Source organism: Pseudoalteromonas sp. APC 3691 (genome assembly GCF_030408135.1).
GTDB lineage: Bacteria > Pseudomonadota > Gammaproteobacteria > Enterobacterales > Alteromonadaceae > Pseudoalteromonas.
In genome coordinates this window covers 1-18,999 of the sequence record NZ_JASDCB010000050.1, presented here as the reverse complement: position 1 = coordinate 18,999, position 18,999 = coordinate 1, and the positions used below count along the sequence as shown (strand labels likewise).

Annotated in this window: 14 protein-coding genes and 2 rRNA genes; 6 read left to right on the top strand and 10 right to left on the bottom strand. The window is 39.5% G+C overall.

Annotated elements, in window-relative coordinates; translation table 11 throughout:
- Positions 1–42: 42 nt before the first annotated feature.
- The 4 genes from ilvA to ilvG all read right to left on the bottom strand — a co-directional run bounded on the left by ilvA (position 43) and on the right by ilvG (position 5,450).
- Positions 43–1,596, bottom strand: coding sequence for a threonine ammonia-lyase, biosynthetic (gene ilvA / locus QL998_RS14825; protein ID WP_290192971.1), 1,554 nt, complete (start codon positions 1,594–1,596; stop codon positions 43–45).
- Between the two features lie 2 nt (positions 1,597–1,598).
- A complete protein-coding gene (gene ilvD / locus QL998_RS14820; protein ID WP_024596945.1) occupies positions 1,599–3,455 on the bottom strand; it encodes a dihydroxy-acid dehydratase in 1,857 nt (618 codons plus the stop codon).
- Between the two features lie 103 nt (positions 3,456–3,558).
- Positions 3,559–3,804 (bottom strand): acetolactate synthase 2 small subunit, encoded by a 246-nt coding sequence (gene ilvM, locus QL998_RS14815; RefSeq protein ID WP_002959893.1) that lies wholly within the window; start codon positions 3,802–3,804, stop codon positions 3,559–3,561.
- Positions 3,801–5,450, bottom strand: a complete 1,650-nt coding sequence (gene ilvG / locus QL998_RS14810) for an acetolactate synthase 2 catalytic subunit (RefSeq protein WP_002959891.1) — start codon at positions 5,448–5,450, stop codon at positions 3,801–3,803. The genes ilvM and ilvG overlap by 4 nt, the downstream gene beginning before the upstream one ends.
- Positions 5,451–5,990: 540 nt before the next feature.
- On the opposite strand from ilvG, the gene QL998_RS14805 reads away from it, so the two are divergent.
- The 6 genes from QL998_RS14805 (at position 5,991) to QL998_RS14780 (ending at position 13,082) form a co-directional block, all read left to right on the top strand.
- Positions 5,991–7,661 carry a phosphoethanolamine--lipid A transferase gene (locus QL998_RS14805; protein WP_024605309.1) on the top strand — a complete coding sequence of 557 codons (1,671 nt, stop codon included), beginning with the start codon at positions 5,991–5,993 and terminating at the stop codon, positions 7,659–7,661.
- Positions 7,658–8,029 carry a diacylglycerol kinase gene (locus QL998_RS14800; protein ID WP_024605310.1) on the top strand — a complete coding sequence of 124 codons (372 nt, stop codon included), beginning with the start codon at positions 7,658–7,660 and terminating at the stop codon, positions 8,027–8,029. Before QL998_RS14805 ends, QL998_RS14800 begins: the two co-directional genes overlap by 4 nt.
- A complete protein-coding gene (locus QL998_RS14795; protein WP_290192970.1) occupies positions 8,020–9,999 on the top strand; it encodes an LTA synthase family protein in 1,980 nt (659 codons plus the stop codon). The genes QL998_RS14800 and QL998_RS14795 overlap by 10 nt, the downstream gene beginning before the upstream one ends.
- Before the next feature lie 63 nt (positions 10,000–10,062).
- A complete protein-coding gene (locus tag QL998_RS14790) occupies positions 10,063–10,737 on the top strand; it encodes a response regulator transcription factor (protein ID WP_154903897.1) in 675 nt (224 codons plus the stop codon).
- On the top strand, positions 10,718–12,154 hold the full coding sequence (locus tag QL998_RS14785) for a HAMP domain-containing sensor histidine kinase (RefSeq protein WP_182197197.1): 1,437 nt from the start codon (positions 10,718–10,720) through the stop codon (positions 12,152–12,154). Before QL998_RS14790 ends, QL998_RS14785 begins: the two co-directional genes overlap by 20 nt.
- Before the next feature lie 49 nt (positions 12,155–12,203).
- Positions 12,204–13,082: a TraB/GumN family protein gene (locus QL998_RS14780; protein ID WP_290192969.1), complete on the top strand. Its 879-nt coding sequence runs from the start codon at positions 12,204–12,206 to the stop codon at positions 13,080–13,082.
- A 46-nt stretch (positions 13,083–13,128) separates the two neighbouring features.
- Here QL998_RS14780 and QL998_RS14775 read toward each other — a convergent pair whose 3' ends face one another.
- The 6 genes from QL998_RS14775 to QL998_RS14750 form a co-directional block, all read right to left on the bottom strand.
- Positions 13,129–14,535, bottom strand: a complete 1,407-nt coding sequence (locus QL998_RS14775) for an ATP-binding cassette domain-containing protein (protein WP_182197204.1) — start codon at positions 14,533–14,535, stop codon at positions 13,129–13,131.
- Positions 14,536–14,726: 191 nt separating this feature from the next.
- Positions 14,727–17,060: a fatty acid cis/trans isomerase gene (locus QL998_RS14770; protein WP_024605315.1), complete on the bottom strand. Its 2,334-nt coding sequence runs from the start codon at positions 17,058–17,060 to the stop codon at positions 14,727–14,729.
- On the bottom strand, positions 17,057–17,419 hold the full coding sequence (locus QL998_RS14765) for a hypothetical protein (RefSeq protein WP_010553841.1): 363 nt from the start codon (positions 17,417–17,419) through the stop codon (positions 17,057–17,059). Before QL998_RS14765 ends, QL998_RS14770 begins: the two co-directional genes overlap by 4 nt.
- A gap of 86 nt (positions 17,420–17,505) precedes the next feature.
- Positions 17,506–18,300, bottom strand: coding sequence for a VOC family protein (locus tag QL998_RS14760; RefSeq protein WP_182197202.1), 795 nt, complete (start codon positions 18,298–18,300; stop codon positions 17,506–17,508).
- 329 nt (positions 18,301–18,629) lie between these two features.
- Positions 18,630–18,744 (bottom strand): 5S ribosomal RNA (gene rrf / locus QL998_RS14755).
- A 150-nt stretch (positions 18,745–18,894) separates the two neighbouring features.
- Positions 18,895–18,999: ribosomal RNA gene (locus QL998_RS14750) — 23S ribosomal RNA — on the bottom strand; the annotation flags it as partial.

Below are 18,999 nucleotides of genomic sequence, written 5' to 3'. Positions count from 1 at the left end.
TAAAGCAAGCACCCTAGTTAGGTGCCTGCCTTTAAAGAAGGACTATACTGAGGCGAGTTTTTCGGCTTTTTCTGCTTGGGGCTTTGATGTTAAAAATTGGCTAAAGCACGGATTTTGTGTTTCATCTTGTACACTGTAACCTAAACGATTTAAGTGCTCGTTAAACATCTCATACTGACTCGGCTCAATAGCAAAACCTGCCAGTACATTCCCCATCGAACCACCGTGATTACGATAATGAAATAAGGTAATGTTCCAATTACTACCTAAAGTATCTAAAAAGCGTGCAAGCGCACCTGGATACTCCGGAAATTCAAAGCGAAGTAAGCGCTCATGTAATTGCTCGGGTGCTTTTCCGCCAACCATATAGCGCACATGTAATTTAGCGAGTTCGTTATCCGACAGATCGCAAAATTGGTAATCATTATTTGTTAAGTCTTGCTTTAGCTCATTAAGCTCTTGCTCGCCTTGGCGCAGGGCAATACCTACAAATATTTGTGCTTCACCAGGTCCTGCATAACGATAGTTAAACTCAGTAATAGCACGGCCACCTAAAGAAGCACAAAACTGTTTAAAGCTGCCTTTTTCTTCTTTAATAGTAACCGCTAATAACGCTTCGTTTTTTTCACCCAGCGCAGTGCGCTCTGCAACATAACGCAGGCGATCAAAGTTTAAATTAGCACCGGATAAAACAGCCGCTAAATGTAATCCTTTTAACCCCGACTGCTGGCTCCACTTTTTAAGCCCTGCCGTTGCAAGTGCACCTGAAGGTTCTGCTATTGCACGGGTAGATACAAAAATATCCTGCATGGCAGCACATATTTCGTCGCTGGTGACGGTTATAACTTCATCACAAAACTTTTGCGCTAAGCGAAATGTTTCAGTGCCAACAATTTTAACCGCTACGCCATCAGCAAAACTACCAACGCGTTCAAGCTCTACCGGTTTGCCTGCTTTAAGTGCCGCTTGTAAACATGCACTTTCGTCGGCTTCTACACCAATTACTTTTATATCTGGACGCAGCGATTTAATATAAACCGCCATCCCAGCAAGTAAACCGCCGCCGCCAACAGGAATAAACACCGCATCAAGCTCGTTTAATTGCTGCATAAGCTCACGCGCTACAGTACCTTGACCAACAATGACGTCTGGGTCATCAAATGGTGGAACAAATATACCGTTTCGTTGCTCTGTAAGCTCAAGCGCATGTGCTTTTGCGGCATCAAAATGATGCCCATGTAGCACAACTTCACCGCCTAGCGCACGTACCGCACTTACTTTTATTTCAGGCGTTGTTACTGGCATTACAATTGTAGCTTGATGCCCTAAGTGAGAAGCACTTAGTGCAACCCCTTGAGCGTGATTACCCGCTGAAGCAGTGATAACCACTGAGCCTTTAGGTAATTTATTTAATTTGTTATACGCACCGCGTAATTTAAATGAATACACGGGCTGTTGGTCTTCACGCTTTAACCAAACATGGTTACCTAATTTAGCACCGAGCTCAGCCATTTCGCTGACCTCGGTAACCTTAGCCAAAGGCTCCATGTTTGCTTGAATAATAGCGCGAAAATAATCGAGCTCTTGAGAGACCATAATTAACTAAGCGCCTCCAATTTAGCTAAGTCACGCACTGCGCCTTTATCAGCACTTGTTGCAAGTAATGCATAAGCCTTTAAAGCAGACGATACATAGCGCTCACGATCAACTGGTTTGTAAGCCAGTTTTCCGCGTGCTAATTGTTTTTGTTTACGTGCTTCAAGCTCTTCATCGCTTAGCGCTAACGTGATTTCTCGTGTTGCGATATCAATAATGATTTTGTCGCCATTTTCAACATAAGCAATTGCACCACCACTTGCCGCCTCTGGTGATACATGACCAATTGATAAACCCGAAGTACCACCCGAAAAGCGACCATCAGTAATAAGTGCACATTTTTCAGCTAGGCCTTTTGATTTCAAGTAGCTAGTTGGATATAGCATTTCTTGCATACCTGGGCCGCCTCTAGGGCCTTCGTAACGAATAACCACGATATCACCGGCTTTTACTTCATCGTTTAAAATACCCTCTACAGAATCATCTTGTGACTCGTACACGACTGCAGTACCTTCAAAATGTAGCATTTCATCAACAACGCCAGCGCTTTTAACAATACAGCCATCAACTGCTAAATTACCCGAAAGTACAGCTAAGCCACCATCTTGACGAAAAGCGTGTTCGACACTTCGGATACACCCATTAACACGGTCATTATCGCCCTCGTCCCAACGACACTCTTGGCTCATTGCTTTAGTGGTACGAATGCCCGCAGGACCAGCACGGTAAAATTTGCGCGCCGCTTCGTTAGTAGGATCTGTTGCATCCCATTTTTTAACGAGCTCAGCCATAGTTGACCCAGCAACATGATTAACTGACATATCAACTAAGCCTGCTTTGCCAAGTTCACGTACGATTGCCATCATGCCGCCTGCGCGGTGCACATCTTCAATGTGATATTCAGGTGTCGCTGGTGCAACTTTACATAAAAATGGTGTTTTACGAGAAAGCGCATCAATGTGCGACATATCAAAATCAACGCCCGCTTCTTGCGCTGCAGCAAGTAAATGCAATACCGTATTTGACGAGCCACCCATTGCAATATCAACAACCATTGCATTCATAAAGGCTGTTTTGTTAGCAATAGCACGTGGCAATACATCTTGATTATCTTTTTGATAATACTCACGACATAAATCAACAATACGAGCCCCCGCTTCAACATAAAGTTGTTTACGGTCTTTATGAGTCGCAAGCGTCGTGCCGTTACCCGGAAGTGCTAAACCAATCGCTTCTAGCAGACAGTTCATTGAGTTTGCAGTAAACATGCCTGAACACGAGCCACATGTTGGACACGCAGAGCGCTCTACTTGCTCTGAATCTGCATCACTTACCGATTCATCAGCGCCTTTAACCATGGCATCTACTAAATCAAGTTTAATATCGATGTTAGCAAGCTTAGTTTTACCTGCTTCCATTGGACCGCCTGATACAAATATTACCGGAATATTTAAGCGTAGTGCTGCAAGCATCATTCCTGGAGTAATTTTGTCACAGTTTGAAATACAAATCATCGCATCAGCACAATGACCATTTACCATATACTCAACCGAGTCAGCAATTAAGTCGCGTGAAGGCAGCGAATAAAGCATGCCGCCGTGACCCATTGCAATACCATCATCAATCGCAATAGTATTAAATTCTTTAGGGACGCCACCGGCTTGTGTAATGGTTTCAGCCATAAGTTCACTTAGCTGATTAAGGTGAACATGCCCTGGTACAAATTGTGTAAACGAGTTAACTACGGCAATAATCGGCTTACCAAAATCGGTGTCGGTCATACCTGTTGCGCGCCATAATGCACGAGCGCCTGCGCGTTTACGCCCTTCAGTTGTTGTTGCACTTCTTAATTTAGCCATAGTTACCTCAGTTTTTGCCGCAAAATAAGCGGGCATTCCTCATTCTAAAATTGGTGAGTAACCGAGTGATTCAGTTACTCGTAAATTGTTTTTCAGTTCGTAATTACACAGCCTGTTGTTGCTGTAAATTTTGTAAAGTGACTTCTTTGACATCCACCAGCTTATTTAACTGGCTGGTTAAAAGGTGAATTGGTTTATCACTATCTACCGTCATGTCTACATTATAAAAACCATCGTCCATATTGAGCTGAAAATGCGTAAGGTCAAAACCACGATGACGCACCACTCGTAAAAATCGCTCTACCGCTATACTTTGACTTTTTAATGCAATAGTTAGGCTATGTTTCATTTTGCTTTCTCCGTCATCATTTCGTCGTTAGCAGCCCCAGGTGGTACAAGCGGCCAAACATTTTCTTTATCATCAATACAGGCATGTACTATGTACGGACCTTTACTGTTAACTAATGCAGTTATCGCATCATCAACTTGGTTAGCGTGAGTAATTGTTTGCCCTGGGATACCAAATACAGCAGCTAATTGCACAAAGTCTGGGTTATCCGACAGATTAGTTTCAGAATAACGCCCTTCAAAAAATAGTTCCTGCCATTGGCGAACCATTCCTAAACGCTGGTTATCTAAAATTAATATTTTTACAGGTAAATTGTTACGACGAATAGTGGCCAATTCTTGAATATTCATCATTATAGAACCATCGCCCGATACAGTGATAACAAAGTCATCAGGGCGTGCTACTTGTGCACCAATAGCCGCAGGTAGACCAAAGCCCATTGTCCCTGCACCACCACTGCTTAAATGATTACTCGGATGAGTAAACTTCATGTGTTGTGCTACCCACATTTGGTGCTGACCAACATCGCAGCACACAACCCCTGTTTTTGGCATGCGTTGGCTTAGTTGGTTTAATAAGTACGGTGCAAAAACCTTCTCACCTGGGTAGTCGTAACGCCACGCATGCTTAATATTCATTTCTTTATTTGTGTCACACCACGCTTTAGGTGTTACAAAGCACTCAAGTGCGGGTAACGACGTTTTTAAATCGGCAATTAATGAAGCTTTAGCAGGTTTTCGCTTACCAACTTCAGCAGCATCTATATCTAAATGGATTACTTTAGCTTTAGCTGCAAATTTAGCTAAGTTGCCTGTTACGCGGTCATCAAAGCGTGCCCCTATACATACAAGTACATCACATTCTTGCACTGCGATATTAGCAGCTTGACCACCATGCATACCCAACATACCTAAGTAATGTTCGTAATCTGGTAATACACTGCCCAGCGCTTTAAGTGTTGATACAGCTGGCATCTGAGTTTTATTTAAAAATTGCATTAGTTCGTCTTGCGCATCAGCGGCTTGTACACCACCACCAACATACGCTACAGGCTGTTTAGCCTCACTCAACAATTGATTAGCAATAGCAACTTGCTTTAAATCTAACTCTGGTAAGTATTCATCAGCTGCTAGCCAAGGTTTAAAAGGGACTTGAGCCATTTGAATATCTTTTGGGATATCGACAAGTACAGGACCTGGGCGGCCGCTTTGCGCTAAATGAATTGCTTCTTGTAATATCTCTGCTAAGTCTTCAGCTCGTTCTACCATGTAGCTGTGCTTAGTACACGAAAGCGACATACCTAGTACATCTATTTCTTGAAACGCATCTGAACCAATCGCTGCAGTAGGCACTTGGCCGGTGATCGCCAATAATGGTACTGAGTCCATCATCGCATCAGCAAGAGCGGTTATTAAATTAGTTGCACCTGGGCCCGATGTTGCAAAACATACGCCTAATTTACGTGTGCTGCGAGCATAACCAACAGCTGCAAACCCTGCACCTTGCTCATGGCGAGTTAGGTAGTGTTTGACTGGCGCGCCATACAGCGCATCGTAAATTGGCATAATAGCTCCGCCTGGGTAGCCAAATACTTCATTTACGCCGTGTTTGGCCAATAAGTCGATTGTTAGTTCTGCGCCTGTCATTAATAAACCCTCATTCCTCAGTGACAACCCAATTACAAATTTTACCCTTAAAACTAAAAAGCCCTCCGAACGGTTAAGTGCGGAGGGCTTTTTTAATGCTTAAGTTTTTAAAGCACTACGAAGCCCTCGCGGGAATAATCACCACGATAATAATCAGGACTAGGTTAAGTGCGTTTGTAAGCATGTAATTAATACCAAATTTTGTTCAATTATCGCGAAGGTTATTCCTTCGCTCTCTTTTTATATTAGTACCGCGCTAGGCCCTTTAAGTCAACACCAAAGTTAATCTAACAAAAAGACTAAAAGGCAATTTATCAGGTTTTAAAATTCATTATACAAGCTGGTAGTGGTTTTTTTATGCTCTAATTTTAATCTCAGAAATTCACTATTCTTATATCCCTTATTTAAGGTTTGATTAATTTTTGAGAATATTTTTATAAATAAAATTATTTATCACCTTCAGGTAATGCGTAGGTTCTCTTAAGCGACTCTTAAGTGTTGTTGCATAGCATGGCGTTGTTATTTTAAACGAGCCTAAATATGAACGTAATTAGTCAAACACCAGCACAAAAAAAGCCAAATCGTAGTAAACGGTTTTACATTCACTGTAGTGCAAATGCCTTTGTAGTGATGATTGCCTGTTATTACTGTTTAGTTATAAACATTCCTTTTATTCAAGGTTCGTTTAGCGCCATAACCTCTCTTGCATCTTTTTCATGGCTATTTTTACTTTCAGTCCCGCTACTTTTGTTATGTCTTTTAATTATTTTCTTTTCGATAGTGTCGGTTAGATGGTTATTAAAACCAGTTAACTATCTTTTACTGATAATTTCTAGCGCCGTGCTTTACGGCTCATTAAATTACGGTGTTGTGTTTGACTATTCAATGATTCAAAACACGTTCGAAACAGATTCAAGCGAAGCGCTGAGCTATTTAAACCCGCAGCTCATAGCCTTTTTACTACTTTTTTGTGCGCTACCTGTTTTTATATTAAGCAAAGTAAAAATACACTTTACTCGCCCTCACCAAGAAGCAATTAGTCGCATAAAACTTATTATTGCCTGCTTAACGCTAATTGCTTTAGTGGTCGCTAACTTTTACGCCGATTACGCAGCCACTGGACGTAACAACCGCATTTTGAAAAAAGAAATTATTCCGTTTCAGTATCTCTCTAGCGGTTATAAATATATGCGCGATCAACTGCTGTACACCAATATAGAATTTAAAAACATAGATGCAGCACCCACCCTAATTGCGCCTAATACCACCAGCGTAACAGTTATAGTTGTTGGCGAAACCGCACGAGCAGAAAACTTTGCTTATCAAGGTTATAAGCGCAACACAAATTCTTACACACAAAAGTACAATGTGACGTATTTCAATAATGTGGCGTCTTGTGGCACCGCTACTGCTGTGTCTGTGCCGTGTATGTTTTCACTGCAAACACAAGATAACTTTGATCGATTAGCAGCCGACAACCAACAAAACCTGATTGACTTAGCACAACAAGCTGGCAGTGACGTACTGTGGGTTGATAACAACAGCGGCTGTAAAAACGTATGCACCCGTGTTGTTAATATTGATATACCAACCACCCCATCAGCGCTTTGCGATGGGAAATATTGTTTTGATGAAGTACTGCTTGCTCCGCTTAAGCGCAAACTCGCTAATTTAAGCCAAGCTAATACCGTTATCGTCCTACACATGATGGGCTCACACGGACCAACCTACTTTAAACGCTACCCAAATAAATTTAAGCAATTTACGCCCACGTGCGACAGAAGCGACATTCAAAACTGCTCACTCGATGAATTAGTTAATACCTACGACAACACAATTGCGTACAGCGACTTTGTTAACGCCCAGGTAATTGAGCAATTAAAAGCGCTGCCAAGCAATATAGATAAGCAGTTTTTATATGTCTCTGATCATGGTGAATCACTTGGCGAAGCTGGGGCTTATTTACATGGTTTTCCGTATAGCTTTGCACCTAGCACACAAACGCATGTTCCTCTTTATATGTGGGCTGATGAGCATAATCAGCGCATTACCAATACCTGCTTGGCTAATTTAGACACCACTGCTGCACGCTCACACAACAATATTTTTCACACCCTTTTAAATTTAATTGGCATTAAAAGTAAAACGTATCAGGCATCACTTGATTTACTTGCTAGCTGCCAAACAACACCAAGCGAAATAAAACTATGAGCAATAAAACCGTTATAAAACGCCAAGGCTTAATGCGCCTTATTTTTACCTTAAGTCATTCTTTTAACGGCTTAAAATGGATGAGTCGATTTGAAGCAGCGTTTCAACAAGAGCTAGCACTGTTTTCGTTACTCGGTGTGTTTGTGTGGCTACAAGAGATTGCACTAAGCGATAAATTACTGCTTATAGCCAGCCTGCTTTTTGTATTGTTTGCTGAGCTGGTAAATACGGCAGTTGAGGTTGTAGTTGATAGAATTGGCAGTGAATACCATGAGCTTTCGGGGCTAGCTAAAGATATTGCCTCTGCAAGCGTGTTTATAGCCATGCTAATTGCCGCACTTATTTGGTGGGCTGTGTTATGGGCATAAAGCTAACTTTTATACCTAAAATAACGAGGCTAATATTTAAAGTAATACCTAAAATACAAAATGCACTTGGCCCTGTATGGATTTTAGTTGTATTTGCTGTTTTAGCACTTAGCTTTTTAACACTTGCTCGCTTTGGTTTAAGTGTATGGCAAGGGGAGCGTGTATTTGGATCGCATGCGTGGGTGTCTATATTTATAGGTGGTTTAAGAGTTGATATAGCCACTCTAAGCTACATTATTATGCCCGCATTACTACTTACTTTACTGATGCAAAGCGTAGGTTGGCAAAATAAAGTACGCGGCCTCATTAAAATTTATTTAGTGACGATGTCTGCTTTACTTGTTTTTTTTGAAGTGATTACGCCTACGTTTATAAACGAGTACGATTTACGCCCAAACCGCTTATTTATAGAATATTTAATTTATCCTAAAGAAGTCTCAAAAATGATTTTTTCAGGCTATAAGTTAGAAGTATTTATTGCTGTTATAGCACTTGTTTTAAGCTGTAAATTTGCAAGCAAAATATTTAGCAATCAATGGCAAAGCAAGTCATCACTAACAGGCTTAAACCAATCAATTTTAGCGCTCGTTTTAGTATGCTTAACTATTTTGGGCGCCCGCAACTCATTAGGGCACAGACCACTTAACCCCGCCATGGTCTCGTTTTCTACTGATCACTTACTTAACGACTTAACCCTTAACTCACTTTATAGCGTCGCGTTTGCAGTTAAGCAACTTTCTAATGAGCAATCGAGCCAAGACTATTACGGTAAAATGCCCACCGATGAATTACTTAGTATTGTGCGTAATAACATGCAAAATACGCAAGCCGCATTTAGCGATGTAACCGCCCCTACAAAAACGTTTCATCGCGCAAGTAATACAGGTAAACCCAAAAATTTAGTCATTATTTTACAAGAAAGTTTAGGTGCTCGTTATGTAGGCACGCTTGGCGGTTTACCGCTTACACCTAATATAGACGCCCTTTATAAACAAGGCTGGGGGTTTGATAATTTATACGCCACGGGCACACGTTCAGTACGTGGAATTGAGGCAGTAATTACAGGGTTTACACCAACGCCTTCGCGTGCAGTTGTTAAGCTTGATAAATCACAACGCGACTTTTTTACCATTGCTGATTTTTTAGCGAAGCAAAATTACAACACGCAGTTCATTTATGGTGGCGAAAGCCATTTTGATAACATGCGCAGCTTCTTTTTAGGCAACGGTTTTAAAAGTATCGTAGATACAAATAACTTTAAAAAAATAGACTTTAATGGCTCGTGGGGCGCATCAGACGAAGACTTGTACGACCAAGCTGACATAGAACTTACTAAGCTTAAAAATCAAAACAAACCCTTTTTTAGCCTTATATTTTCAAGCTCTAATCATAGCCCGTATGACTTTCCTGACGATAAAATAACGCTGTACGATAAACAAAAACAAACCCGTAATAATGCTGCCAAGTATGCCGATTACGCACTAGGCACCTTTATCGAAAAAGCTAAAAAATCGAGCTACTGGGATGATACTGTATTTATAGTTATTGCCGATCACGACTCGCGCGTATCGGGTTCGAATTTAGTACCGGTGGATCACTTTAAAATTCCGGCCGTTATTTTTGGAAAAGGTATTACCCATAAACGAGATAGCCAACTAGCCAGTCAGCTCGATATTCCTGTTACTCTACTGTCTTTAATTGGCGCAAGTGGTAAGCACCCAATGATAGGTCATGATTTATCAAAGCCAATTAGCGACAACAAACTACGCGCAATGATGCAATACGACAAAAACTTTGCCTACATGCACGATAATAAAGTGGTGGTGTTACAACCACAAAAACCAGCAACAACCTATACGTATAGCAATAACCAGCTTGTACCATGTGAAAATGATGAGCAACTAGTTAGAAAAGCCCTAGCCCACGCGAACTTGGGTAATTTAGCCTACACAAATGGTTGGTATCATTAACCAAGTGACTTGATAATAAAGCCTTGTTAAAGTAACAAGGCTATTTTTATAAACCGAGTAAACATGAAAATCCTCGTTATTGAAGACTCTGAAGCACTAAGACGCAGCTTGCAAGTTGGCCTTAGCAACCTTGGTTTTACCGTAGATGAAACTGGTGATGGCTCAGAAGGGCTGAGTATGGCACTGAGTGGAAACTACGACCTCCTCGTACTTGATTTAATGCTACCGAGCGTTGATGGCATGAGTATTTTACAAGCACTGCGCAGCAGTAATAGCCAAAGCCGTGTGCTAATTTTATCGGCACGAAGTGAGCCTCAAGATAAAATTAACGGCCTTATGAAAGGCGCTGACGATTATTTAACTAAGCCATTTTCGTTTGAAGAACTCCATGCTCGTGTCCTTGCATTACTTCGTCGTGGTTCACTGCAAAACCAACAAAATAGCCTAACCGTAGGAGATTGCGTATTAGATCTCTCCCTTAAAACTCTTCATTACAAGCAACATGCCATTGAGCTCACGCGTAATGAATACAAAATAATTGAATGCTTATTTAACGCCCCAGAGCGAGTATTGGGGCTTGAACTTATAAGTGAAGCGGTGGTAGGTCAGTTTGATATGCTCTCTAAAAATGCGCTTGAAGCACACATCTCAACCATACGTAAAAAAGTAAGACAGTTTGATGGCGAGCTCCCGATAAAAAATAAACGTGGATTTGGTTATGTCGCAACAACAAAATAAAAATCACTCAATAAAACGTAAACTCGTTAATAATATTAGCGCTGTGATCTCAGTTATTTTATTCACCATATTTTTAACCGTTGATTTAAGTGTTGATACTTGGGTGGAAGATCAGTTCAATCAGTCTTTAACTAATAAAGCTAACTACTTAAAAACCTTAGTTGAAGATGACAACAACGTGGTTGAATTTGATTTTGCTGGTGAGTTTATGTCGGAGTATGAAGCTGCAGATGCCACGGAGTTTTACCAGTTATGGCATGGCAGTGATGTTTTTGAGCGCTCGGACTCATTAGCGCTTTATGAAAATGCTAACCTGCCTTTTTTAGAAATGCCGATAAATGAATCTAAAATTATAGATTACGAGCTTCCTAACGGGCGTGATGGCCGCGCACTTATAAGTCACTTTGTAGCCCAAAAAGATGATAGAAATCCCACCCACTCTGCTGTTTTTAATACCATGACGCTTGCAATCGCAGCGCCCACCTCCGAACTTAATAAAGTACTGATTATTATTGATGTGGTCTTTATTTTAACCTGTGTACTTGGTGTGTTTGGTGTGCGCTATTTAGTGACACGTATTGTAAATAAAGGCCTGCACCCACTACACAATTTAAACGACCAAATTAAGTTACTCGATATTACCGGTGTTGCGCAAACAATAGAAAGCGACTTTAAAGTAGAAGAAATAGAACCTATACGTAACGAGCTAAATAAGTTTATTACCGTTAATCAGCAACTCTATAGTAATGAAAAACGCCTAACAAGCGATATTGCACACGAGCTTAAAACCCCAATAGCTGAACTAATAAGTCTTTCAGAAGTGGCTATTCGCTACCCTGACGATAAACGCATTAGCGACACCTATACCAGTGATGTACTTAATATTTCACAGCGCATGAAAACAATTGTTAGCAACCTATTACTGTTGCAGCGCTCAAGTAGTAGTGCTATGCAATTGAATGCGCAAAATATCATGCTAAATAACCTAGTAAATCAAATTGTTGATGAGCTGACCTTTAAGCACCCAAGTATTAAAGTGCGTTTAAATAATGATATAACTGACGAGTTTACACTTAATGTTGACGAATTTAGTTTAAGTACCATTTTATGTAACTTAATCGATAACGCACTATTTTATGGACTTCCTGAGGCGCCAACTAAATTAACTGCCGTAAATAACAGCACAAACATGAGCATCTCTGTTAGTAACAAAGTAAATAAACCACTAAGTGATGAACAGCTAACTGCTATTTTTGACCCGCTCTATCAGCTAGATTCATCTAGAACTAATAATCAGCGCCATGGTTTAGGATTATCAATTGTACAGAGCTTATGTAACTTAAATGGCTTTACTATTACGGCCAGTAATACCGAAAACAATACGTTAACGTTTATATTAACGTTACCTCTGAAGTAAATTTAGGTTAGTATTTACACTACTAATTTTGAGATTTTAAGGACAAACCATGAATGCTCTTACCCGTATTAGCCACTTTTTTATTGTGGCGTTACTTATAACATTTAGCCTTAACAGCTACGCTGCTCCTGCCTTATATAAAATAGAAAAAAATGGCGTTAGCTCTTACTTATTTGGCACCGTACACGTTGGTGATGCCAGCATGAAAGGCTTACCTAAAAATGTAACCGATGCGATTAACGCAAGCAAAGAAGTCATTGTTGAAGTTGATATAAGCAAACTTACTCCACTTGAAATGCAGCAGCGCTCAATGCCATTTATGATGCTAAGTGACGGTAAAACATTACAAACTGAGCTTTCAAAGCAAAATTATACCAAGTTAAAAGATTACTTTGCTAAAAAGTCGATTGATATTGCTATGTTTAATGGCTTAAAGCCTTGGGCTGTTATGGTGACTATGATGCAAATTGAATTTCAAAATGCAGGTTATTCAGATAAAACCGGCATAGACAAGCAAGTGCTTAGTTATGCTAAAGAGCATAATATTAAAATTGGCGAGCTTGAAACCCTAGAACAACAACTACAAATGTTTGATGGTATGGCGCTATTAAGCAATGAAATGATTGAAGAAACATTTGAGCAACTCAGCGATATTAATACTTACTTTATCAAATTAGTTAATGCTTGGAAAAGCGGTGACATGGACACACTAACCGACTACTACAACATGAGTTTTGATGACAGTAATTACGGTGAAATTAGCGAGCAAGTAATGCTAACTAACCGCAATAATAACTGGGTTAAACAACTCACACCGCGTTTAGCAAACGAGCAGCTATTTATTGCTGTAGGCGCTCTGCATTTACCTGAAAAACACGGGTTACTTAAACAACTTCGAGATAAAGGCTTTAGCGTTACTCGTCTTTAAAATAAAAATGGTTGAGTGATTTTTCGCTCAACCTTTCTGTGAGCTTTTAATGAAAGTCTTCCATTTTTAAGTAATTCTCTATTCCTTTAATTTTGTCTGCCGCATGATGATTTACATAAATCACAGTACTTGTATTGGCAGCACAAATTTTCTCTATTAGTAGCAGTACACGCTGCCTGTTTGCTTCATCTAAGCCCAAGCAAGGTTCATCTAAAATAAGTAACGTTGGATGTTTTACCATAGCCCGCACAATTAATAACATACGCTGATCGCCGTACGATAGCTGGGTGAATGAGGTGCTTTGCTTGTCACTTAAACCAATAAATGCCAGCCACTGCTTAGCAATATTAATTTGTGCGTCGCTCGGTTTTTGATATAAACCTATGCTGTCGTAAAATCCTGAAATAACAGTATTTAAAGCCGATATACTTACGCGGTAATCCATATGTAGCGCGTTAGATATAAAACCAATATGCTGTTTTATATCCCAAATACTCTCCCCTGTCCCACGTTTAAAACCGAACACTTCAATGTCATTGTTATAACACTGTGGGTTATCACCTGTTATTAAATTTAATAAGCATGTTTTGCCTGAACCGTTCGCTCCAGTAAGCTGCCAATGCTGATGCTTTTCTATAGTCCAATTGAGATTTTTGAATATGCTTACATCACTGTAACTAACTTTAGCATTACTCAATTTAACTAAGGTATTACCGGTGAATGCCTTTTGCTCTTGTTCGGTATCAGGAGATGGCACATCCAATGAAGTATGCTCTAAATGAAGTAGTTTTAGTAAATCACTCAATTGCTCACTGCCTGGCTTTGCCAAAGTATGTAACAAGCAACCTTGGTTTACATAGCCATAGTGAGTAATGAATGAAGGGATTTCGTCTAAGCGGTTTAGCACAAAAACAAAAGTAATCGTGTGGCTAAGCTCTATAAGTATTTTATTAAGTTGCTGGCAAGATTGTACGTCGAGTCCATCAAATGGCTCGTCAAGCACGACTAACTCACTATGGGAGCTGAGTGCTTTAATTAATAAAAGTTTCCGCGTTTCACCGGTTGAGAGATCTCTAAAATGTCGATTTAATAACTCATCAAACTTAAACAATTTTATAAGCTGCTTTCGTAAATCAGCATTATAATGCTGATCTGTAATAAGCGATTTTACCAGGCTATTTTTTTCTTCTTTAAGTTCTTTATTTAATAGCTGTTTTTGCGCATCCGATGAAACAAGCTGTGGGTTTTTAAACGTACATACTCTTTGCCCACTTTTATACTTAGCTTCACCGACTAACGCCGCTGTTAATGCTGACTTACCTGCACCGTTAGCACCTAGAAGCAACCAATGCTCACCTTCGTTAACTTGCCAGTTTAAGTTGTGAATATTGTAGCGGCTTTGACCTTGGCTTTGTAAAAATCCATTAAATTGCTGAAATTGAATTAATTGCACAATCGACTGCACGCTAACTTCCTAAGTGAATACTAAAATCGTAAATTAACGTATTTTAAAAGCACTTAGCAAGTGAGTTTTCGTCATCTAAAACATTAATGCCAAGATGCTCATGCAGATTGGTATAAGTGATACTCATCGAATAAAAAAGCCCAACTAAAAAGCTGGGCTAATAAAATAAAACTATTTAATTATCTATTCTCTAAACGGTTATAATCGAACATTCCATATTCTATCCCACGATATTTTTTAGCCGTATCGTGTAATATATCGCTGTATTGCCAAAACTGTGGATGAGTACGTCGAATGCCAAACTTAGATTTCAAAGCACCATAATCGGCTTCTATTTGCATCATAGGCAATTGCTCGGCAAAAGCATTTACTTGCTGCTCGTTATTTAAATACCAAATAGCTGCAGGATAATCACCGATAAAGCCAGGAACAATAGTCGCGGTATCTTCATCATAAGCACGTTGACCATCTTCGTTTAATAAACTAGAAATATTGTAGTGCGCATTATGATGAATAATAGTGTAGCCCTTATGACTATTATCTTTTTGCTTTACAAGTACAAAAGAAAGCTGAGGTAACAAGTTTACCGCTTTTGCTGGCATATTACTTACTACATTTAACGGCTTTGGTACTTCAGTGTAGTTGTATCTTTCACTTAAAACTGGCGCTAAGGCTTCTTTCATCAAAGTATATAGCTCATGCTGTGGATCATCAGTTTTATAGTTAATACCACTTGGCTGACTAAATTCTCGGTTATTTTTAAAGAACTTAGATAAGTCAGGTGGTGAATTACGGTACCACTGCTTTTTGATTTGATTACGCTTGTGCTCAGGTAATAGAGCTAAAAAGTTTTGCTCTCCCTCTAAACGTAAAAAATCCATATATAAACGTGTAACCAATTGATGGCCTATATTTCCGTATACATCAAAGCCTGCCACAAGCAAATAATGAATACGTTCAAATAACGCATAATCAAGTATCCACGTGGTTTTAGGCTCTTGACCAATAAAACCTTTAACAACAGTTGCACTATCAAAATGGCGGAAAATAGTCAGCGCAGCATTTTTATTGTGCCCATCACCTTTCCAAAGCAAGTCAGTTGTAAGATGCTCGCCACCTTTAAACATTTCGTTAGCAAGCTCAACTTTTGCCTGTAAATATTTTTTCTCACGAACTGAATATTTAACCCAGCTAGAAATAGGTAACGCATTACTTTCCTCTGCGGCAGGAAGTTCTAGAGCTTCTTCATGTTGCATTAACATTTCCCCTATAGCAGGAGTCGCAACCTTATCAGGATCAGCAAATGCCACCCAAAAGTGATCATTTATAACATTTAAAGCAATCTGACCACGACAAACAGGCCCTTTTATAAAGCCCATAATAATTAACTCTGCTTCATCAAGCATAAATTGATATTTAGAATTAATAGGAATAACTTCAAAAGTTTTAAATGGGTTAGATGCTGACTTAGGCTCATAACTCGGCATTTGCGTAACTGTATAATCTGGCGCAATAAACTGCTCGTACAAACGCAGTAATTTAGTTTCATTAAGCTCAAGTGGTAAATGCGTTTTAGAAAGTATGGTTGTACGCTCTTGCATAAAACGATAATAAACACGGCTAACTTTAGGGTCATCGTATGGACGACGCGTATTAATTAACTTTATTTCCTCACCAGGAGGCGTACTTGAGCGAACTAGTTTGAAAAAGCTTTGTGGATTTTCTGACGTAAAATAAATATGTGCTAAAAACCAATGTTCATAAATATAACGTGCTGATAACTGATACTTTAAGTTATCTTGATTTAAAAATGCTTCCCAGCCCTTTATTTTATTCTGATCATACTTACTTGGTGGCTCAATATGTGACATTTTACCGCCATTTTTAAGCCAGTTCTGTAAATGATTAAACTCTTCGCGCGAAACCCCAGGTAAACCATAAGGCATACCGCCATGAGGTTGCTCGTCAGCTAATCGGTCAAACTCCCCCATTGTTGCACAGGTTTGCGAACGCCCTAATGAAAAATCAAATTCATCATCTAGCACTTCATTAGTTGGTAATTCATAGCTTTGCTTTAACACTAAACTATTAAATAAAACACTTCCCGCTAAGTTTGCTTCTTCACTTTGTACGCGCTCATTTAGCACTGGCGTAAAGTTTTTTTCTCGCCATTGCTGTGTATTAGTTGCATCAAACAATAAACGGCTTGGGGTCGTTGCCAATAAACGAGTTCCATCGTAAACGAGCTCTTTACTCAAACCTCGATCAATACCTTCAGGGGATGAGAGCTTAAGCTGGCAAGGTGCATCGTAACAACCATGGCAAACGACGCAGCGGGTATCGAGTACTGGTTTTACGTTTTGTAAAAAATCAGCTCCAGCAAGGGTAGAATGTGGAACGATACGTTCTTGCGCTTGTTCAGGGCCAAATAAATCATCGTAATGTGCATTACCTAAGTAAGCACAACCACTAAGGATAATTAATACAAATGTACTTATTATTATTTTTTTCATTCGTCCTCGTCACCTAAATCGAAGGTGGGCATCATATCCATTTGAGGAGAAACGAATGTTTTTTGACCTTCAGTATTCAAAACAATACTTAAAAGAGGCCCATGCGTTAATGTTATCTGCGCATCATGCTCTTGCTCTAATATACTTAAATACAGAGAATCAGTTATAAGCAACTCATAACCGCTAACGGTAATAGCTACACTGCTATCTTCACTTGGATTTTGGCAAATTTGAGCAAGTAACTCATCATCAAGTCCAATTGATATTTCAAAATCAGGCTGCTCTAAATCTCTATTACTTAATGATTCATCTAATAGAAATAAAGGAAGGGTTAAATTGCTATCTTGTTCAAATTCCATTGCGTTCTCTGCACTTTCTGACGATTTAATTGGCGAGTATTATAACAAACTAGCGAGTAAATTAACGCTAAAGCTAATGTAACTGTTTAAACGTCATCTATAACAGATTCGATCACCGAAAATACAGCACCTTGAGGGTCGCATATAACACTAAAACGACCAACATCGGGGATATCTGTTGCAGAAACACATACTTGTCCACCTAGGCTAGCGGCTTTATTTACTGCTGTATCGCAGCTCTCTACTGCAAAATAAATCATCCAATGAGCAGGAATATCTTCAGGCCAATCGCTTGTCATCTCAAGCATACCGGCAATTGGGTGTCCACCTACTAAAAATAAAGTGTAGTTCATACCTTCCATTGGCTTTATTTCACTTTCCCAGCCTAGTAAAGCACAGTAAAAATCTCTACTTACTTTACTATTTCTGGTTGCTAACTCATGCCAATAAGGCGTGTTTAATTCACCTAAGTGCTTACAACCTTTATGCTCATTGCCTTGCCATAGTGCAACAGTGGCACCTACAGGATCTTTTAGCATCAACATTCGCCCTGCATTCATAACATCATGAGGACCGGCAATAACTTCAGCACCTAGTTCTTTAGCTTTTAGCGCACAATCGTCAACATTGTCGACGGCAATGTAAGCCAACCAATGACTTGGGATCCCTTCACTAATTTGCTCTTTAGGCATTTCATACATAGCGGCTATATCACCAGCTTGCTTTTGTAGCATGGTGTAATATATGTCCTCCCCAATAGGTTGATCGTCATACCCCCAATCAAATAATGATGTATAAAACGTCTTACCTTCTTTCCAATTGTGTGTACAAAGTTCTGACCAACAAAAAATGCCATGTGGATGATTATCAATTTCACTCATTATTAAACCCTTATTATTCTATTTTTATCTAAACGAGCTCTGTCACATTTTATAAACTACATAATTGAACAGATCATAAATTGAGATTAGAGCAATAACTAAGCGGAGTCGATAAAAGAAGGGCAAAAAATTCGTTATTCAGTTGTTTCATATATGAGGCTTTTAACGCAATTAGCGTCAGATTTAATCCCTCAAATTGATTAAATATTATTGCTGATCGATATAAATGATTTACTAAGAAGTCCTTCGCTCTAGAGGAATCCCTGAATCACTTTTTTGCAGACGTAAAAAAGCCCGAATCGTTAGATCCGGGCTTTCTACAATTTGAAGCCTGGTAATGTCCTACTTTCACATAGCAAATGCTACACTATCATCGGCGCTGTTTCTTTTCACTACTGAGTTCGGCATGGAGTCAGGTGGGTCCAAAACGCTATTGTCACCAAGCAAATTTGGGTGTTAATACGTATTTCTGCGTACTAACTGAATTTGGAAAATATCTGATAATATTTTTTAAGTCTTTCTAAGTAATATCTACTTTAGTTATATTAACTTCTTCGCTTGTTTCACTATCACATAAAACGCGTTTGGCGTTGTATGGTTAAGCCTCACGGGTAATTAGTACAAGTTAGCTTAATGGCTCACACCACTTCCACATCTTGCCTATCAACGTTGTAGTCTTCAACGGCCCTTCAGAGACTT

Bases quoted from the DNA above. Each gene is read 5' to 3' on its own strand.
- ilvA (WP_290192971.1), bottom strand. From the start codon at position 1,596: ATGGTCTCTCAAGAGCTCGATTATTTTCGCGCTATTATTCAAGCAAAC.
- ilvD (WP_024596945.1), bottom strand. From the start codon at position 3,455: ATGGCTAAATTAAGAAGTGCAACAACAACTGAAGGGCGTAAACGCGCA.
- ilvM (WP_002959893.1), bottom strand. From the start codon at position 3,804: ATGAAACATAGCCTAACTATTGCATTAAAAAGTCAAAGTATAGCGGTA.
- ilvG (WP_002959891.1), bottom strand. From the start codon at position 5,450: ATGACAGGCGCAGAACTAACAATCGACTTATTGGCCAAACACGGCGTA.
- QL998_RS14805 (WP_024605309.1), top strand. From the start codon at position 5,991: ATGAACGTAATTAGTCAAACACCAGCACAAAAAAAGCCAAATCGTAGT.
- QL998_RS14800 (WP_024605310.1), top strand. From the start codon at position 7,658: ATGAGCAATAAAACCGTTATAAAACGCCAAGGCTTAATGCGCCTTATT.
- QL998_RS14795 (WP_290192970.1), top strand. From the start codon at position 8,020: ATGGGCATAAAGCTAACTTTTATACCTAAAATAACGAGGCTAATATTT.
- QL998_RS14790 (WP_154903897.1), top strand. From the start codon at position 10,063: ATGAAAATCCTCGTTATTGAAGACTCTGAAGCACTAAGACGCAGCTTG.
- QL998_RS14785 (WP_182197197.1), top strand. From the start codon at position 10,718: ATGTCGCAACAACAAAATAAAAATCACTCAATAAAACGTAAACTCGTT.
- QL998_RS14780 (WP_290192969.1), top strand. From the start codon at position 12,204: ATGAATGCTCTTACCCGTATTAGCCACTTTTTTATTGTGGCGTTACTT.
- QL998_RS14770 (WP_024605315.1), bottom strand. From the start codon at position 17,060: ATGAAAAAAATAATAATAAGTACATTTGTATTAATTATCCTTAGTGGT.
- QL998_RS14765 (WP_010553841.1), bottom strand. From the start codon at position 17,419: ATGGAATTTGAACAAGATAGCAATTTAACCCTTCCTTTATTTCTATTA.
- QL998_RS14760 (WP_182197202.1), bottom strand. From the start codon at position 18,300: ATGAGTGAAATTGATAATCATCCACATGGCATTTTTTGTTGGTCAGAA.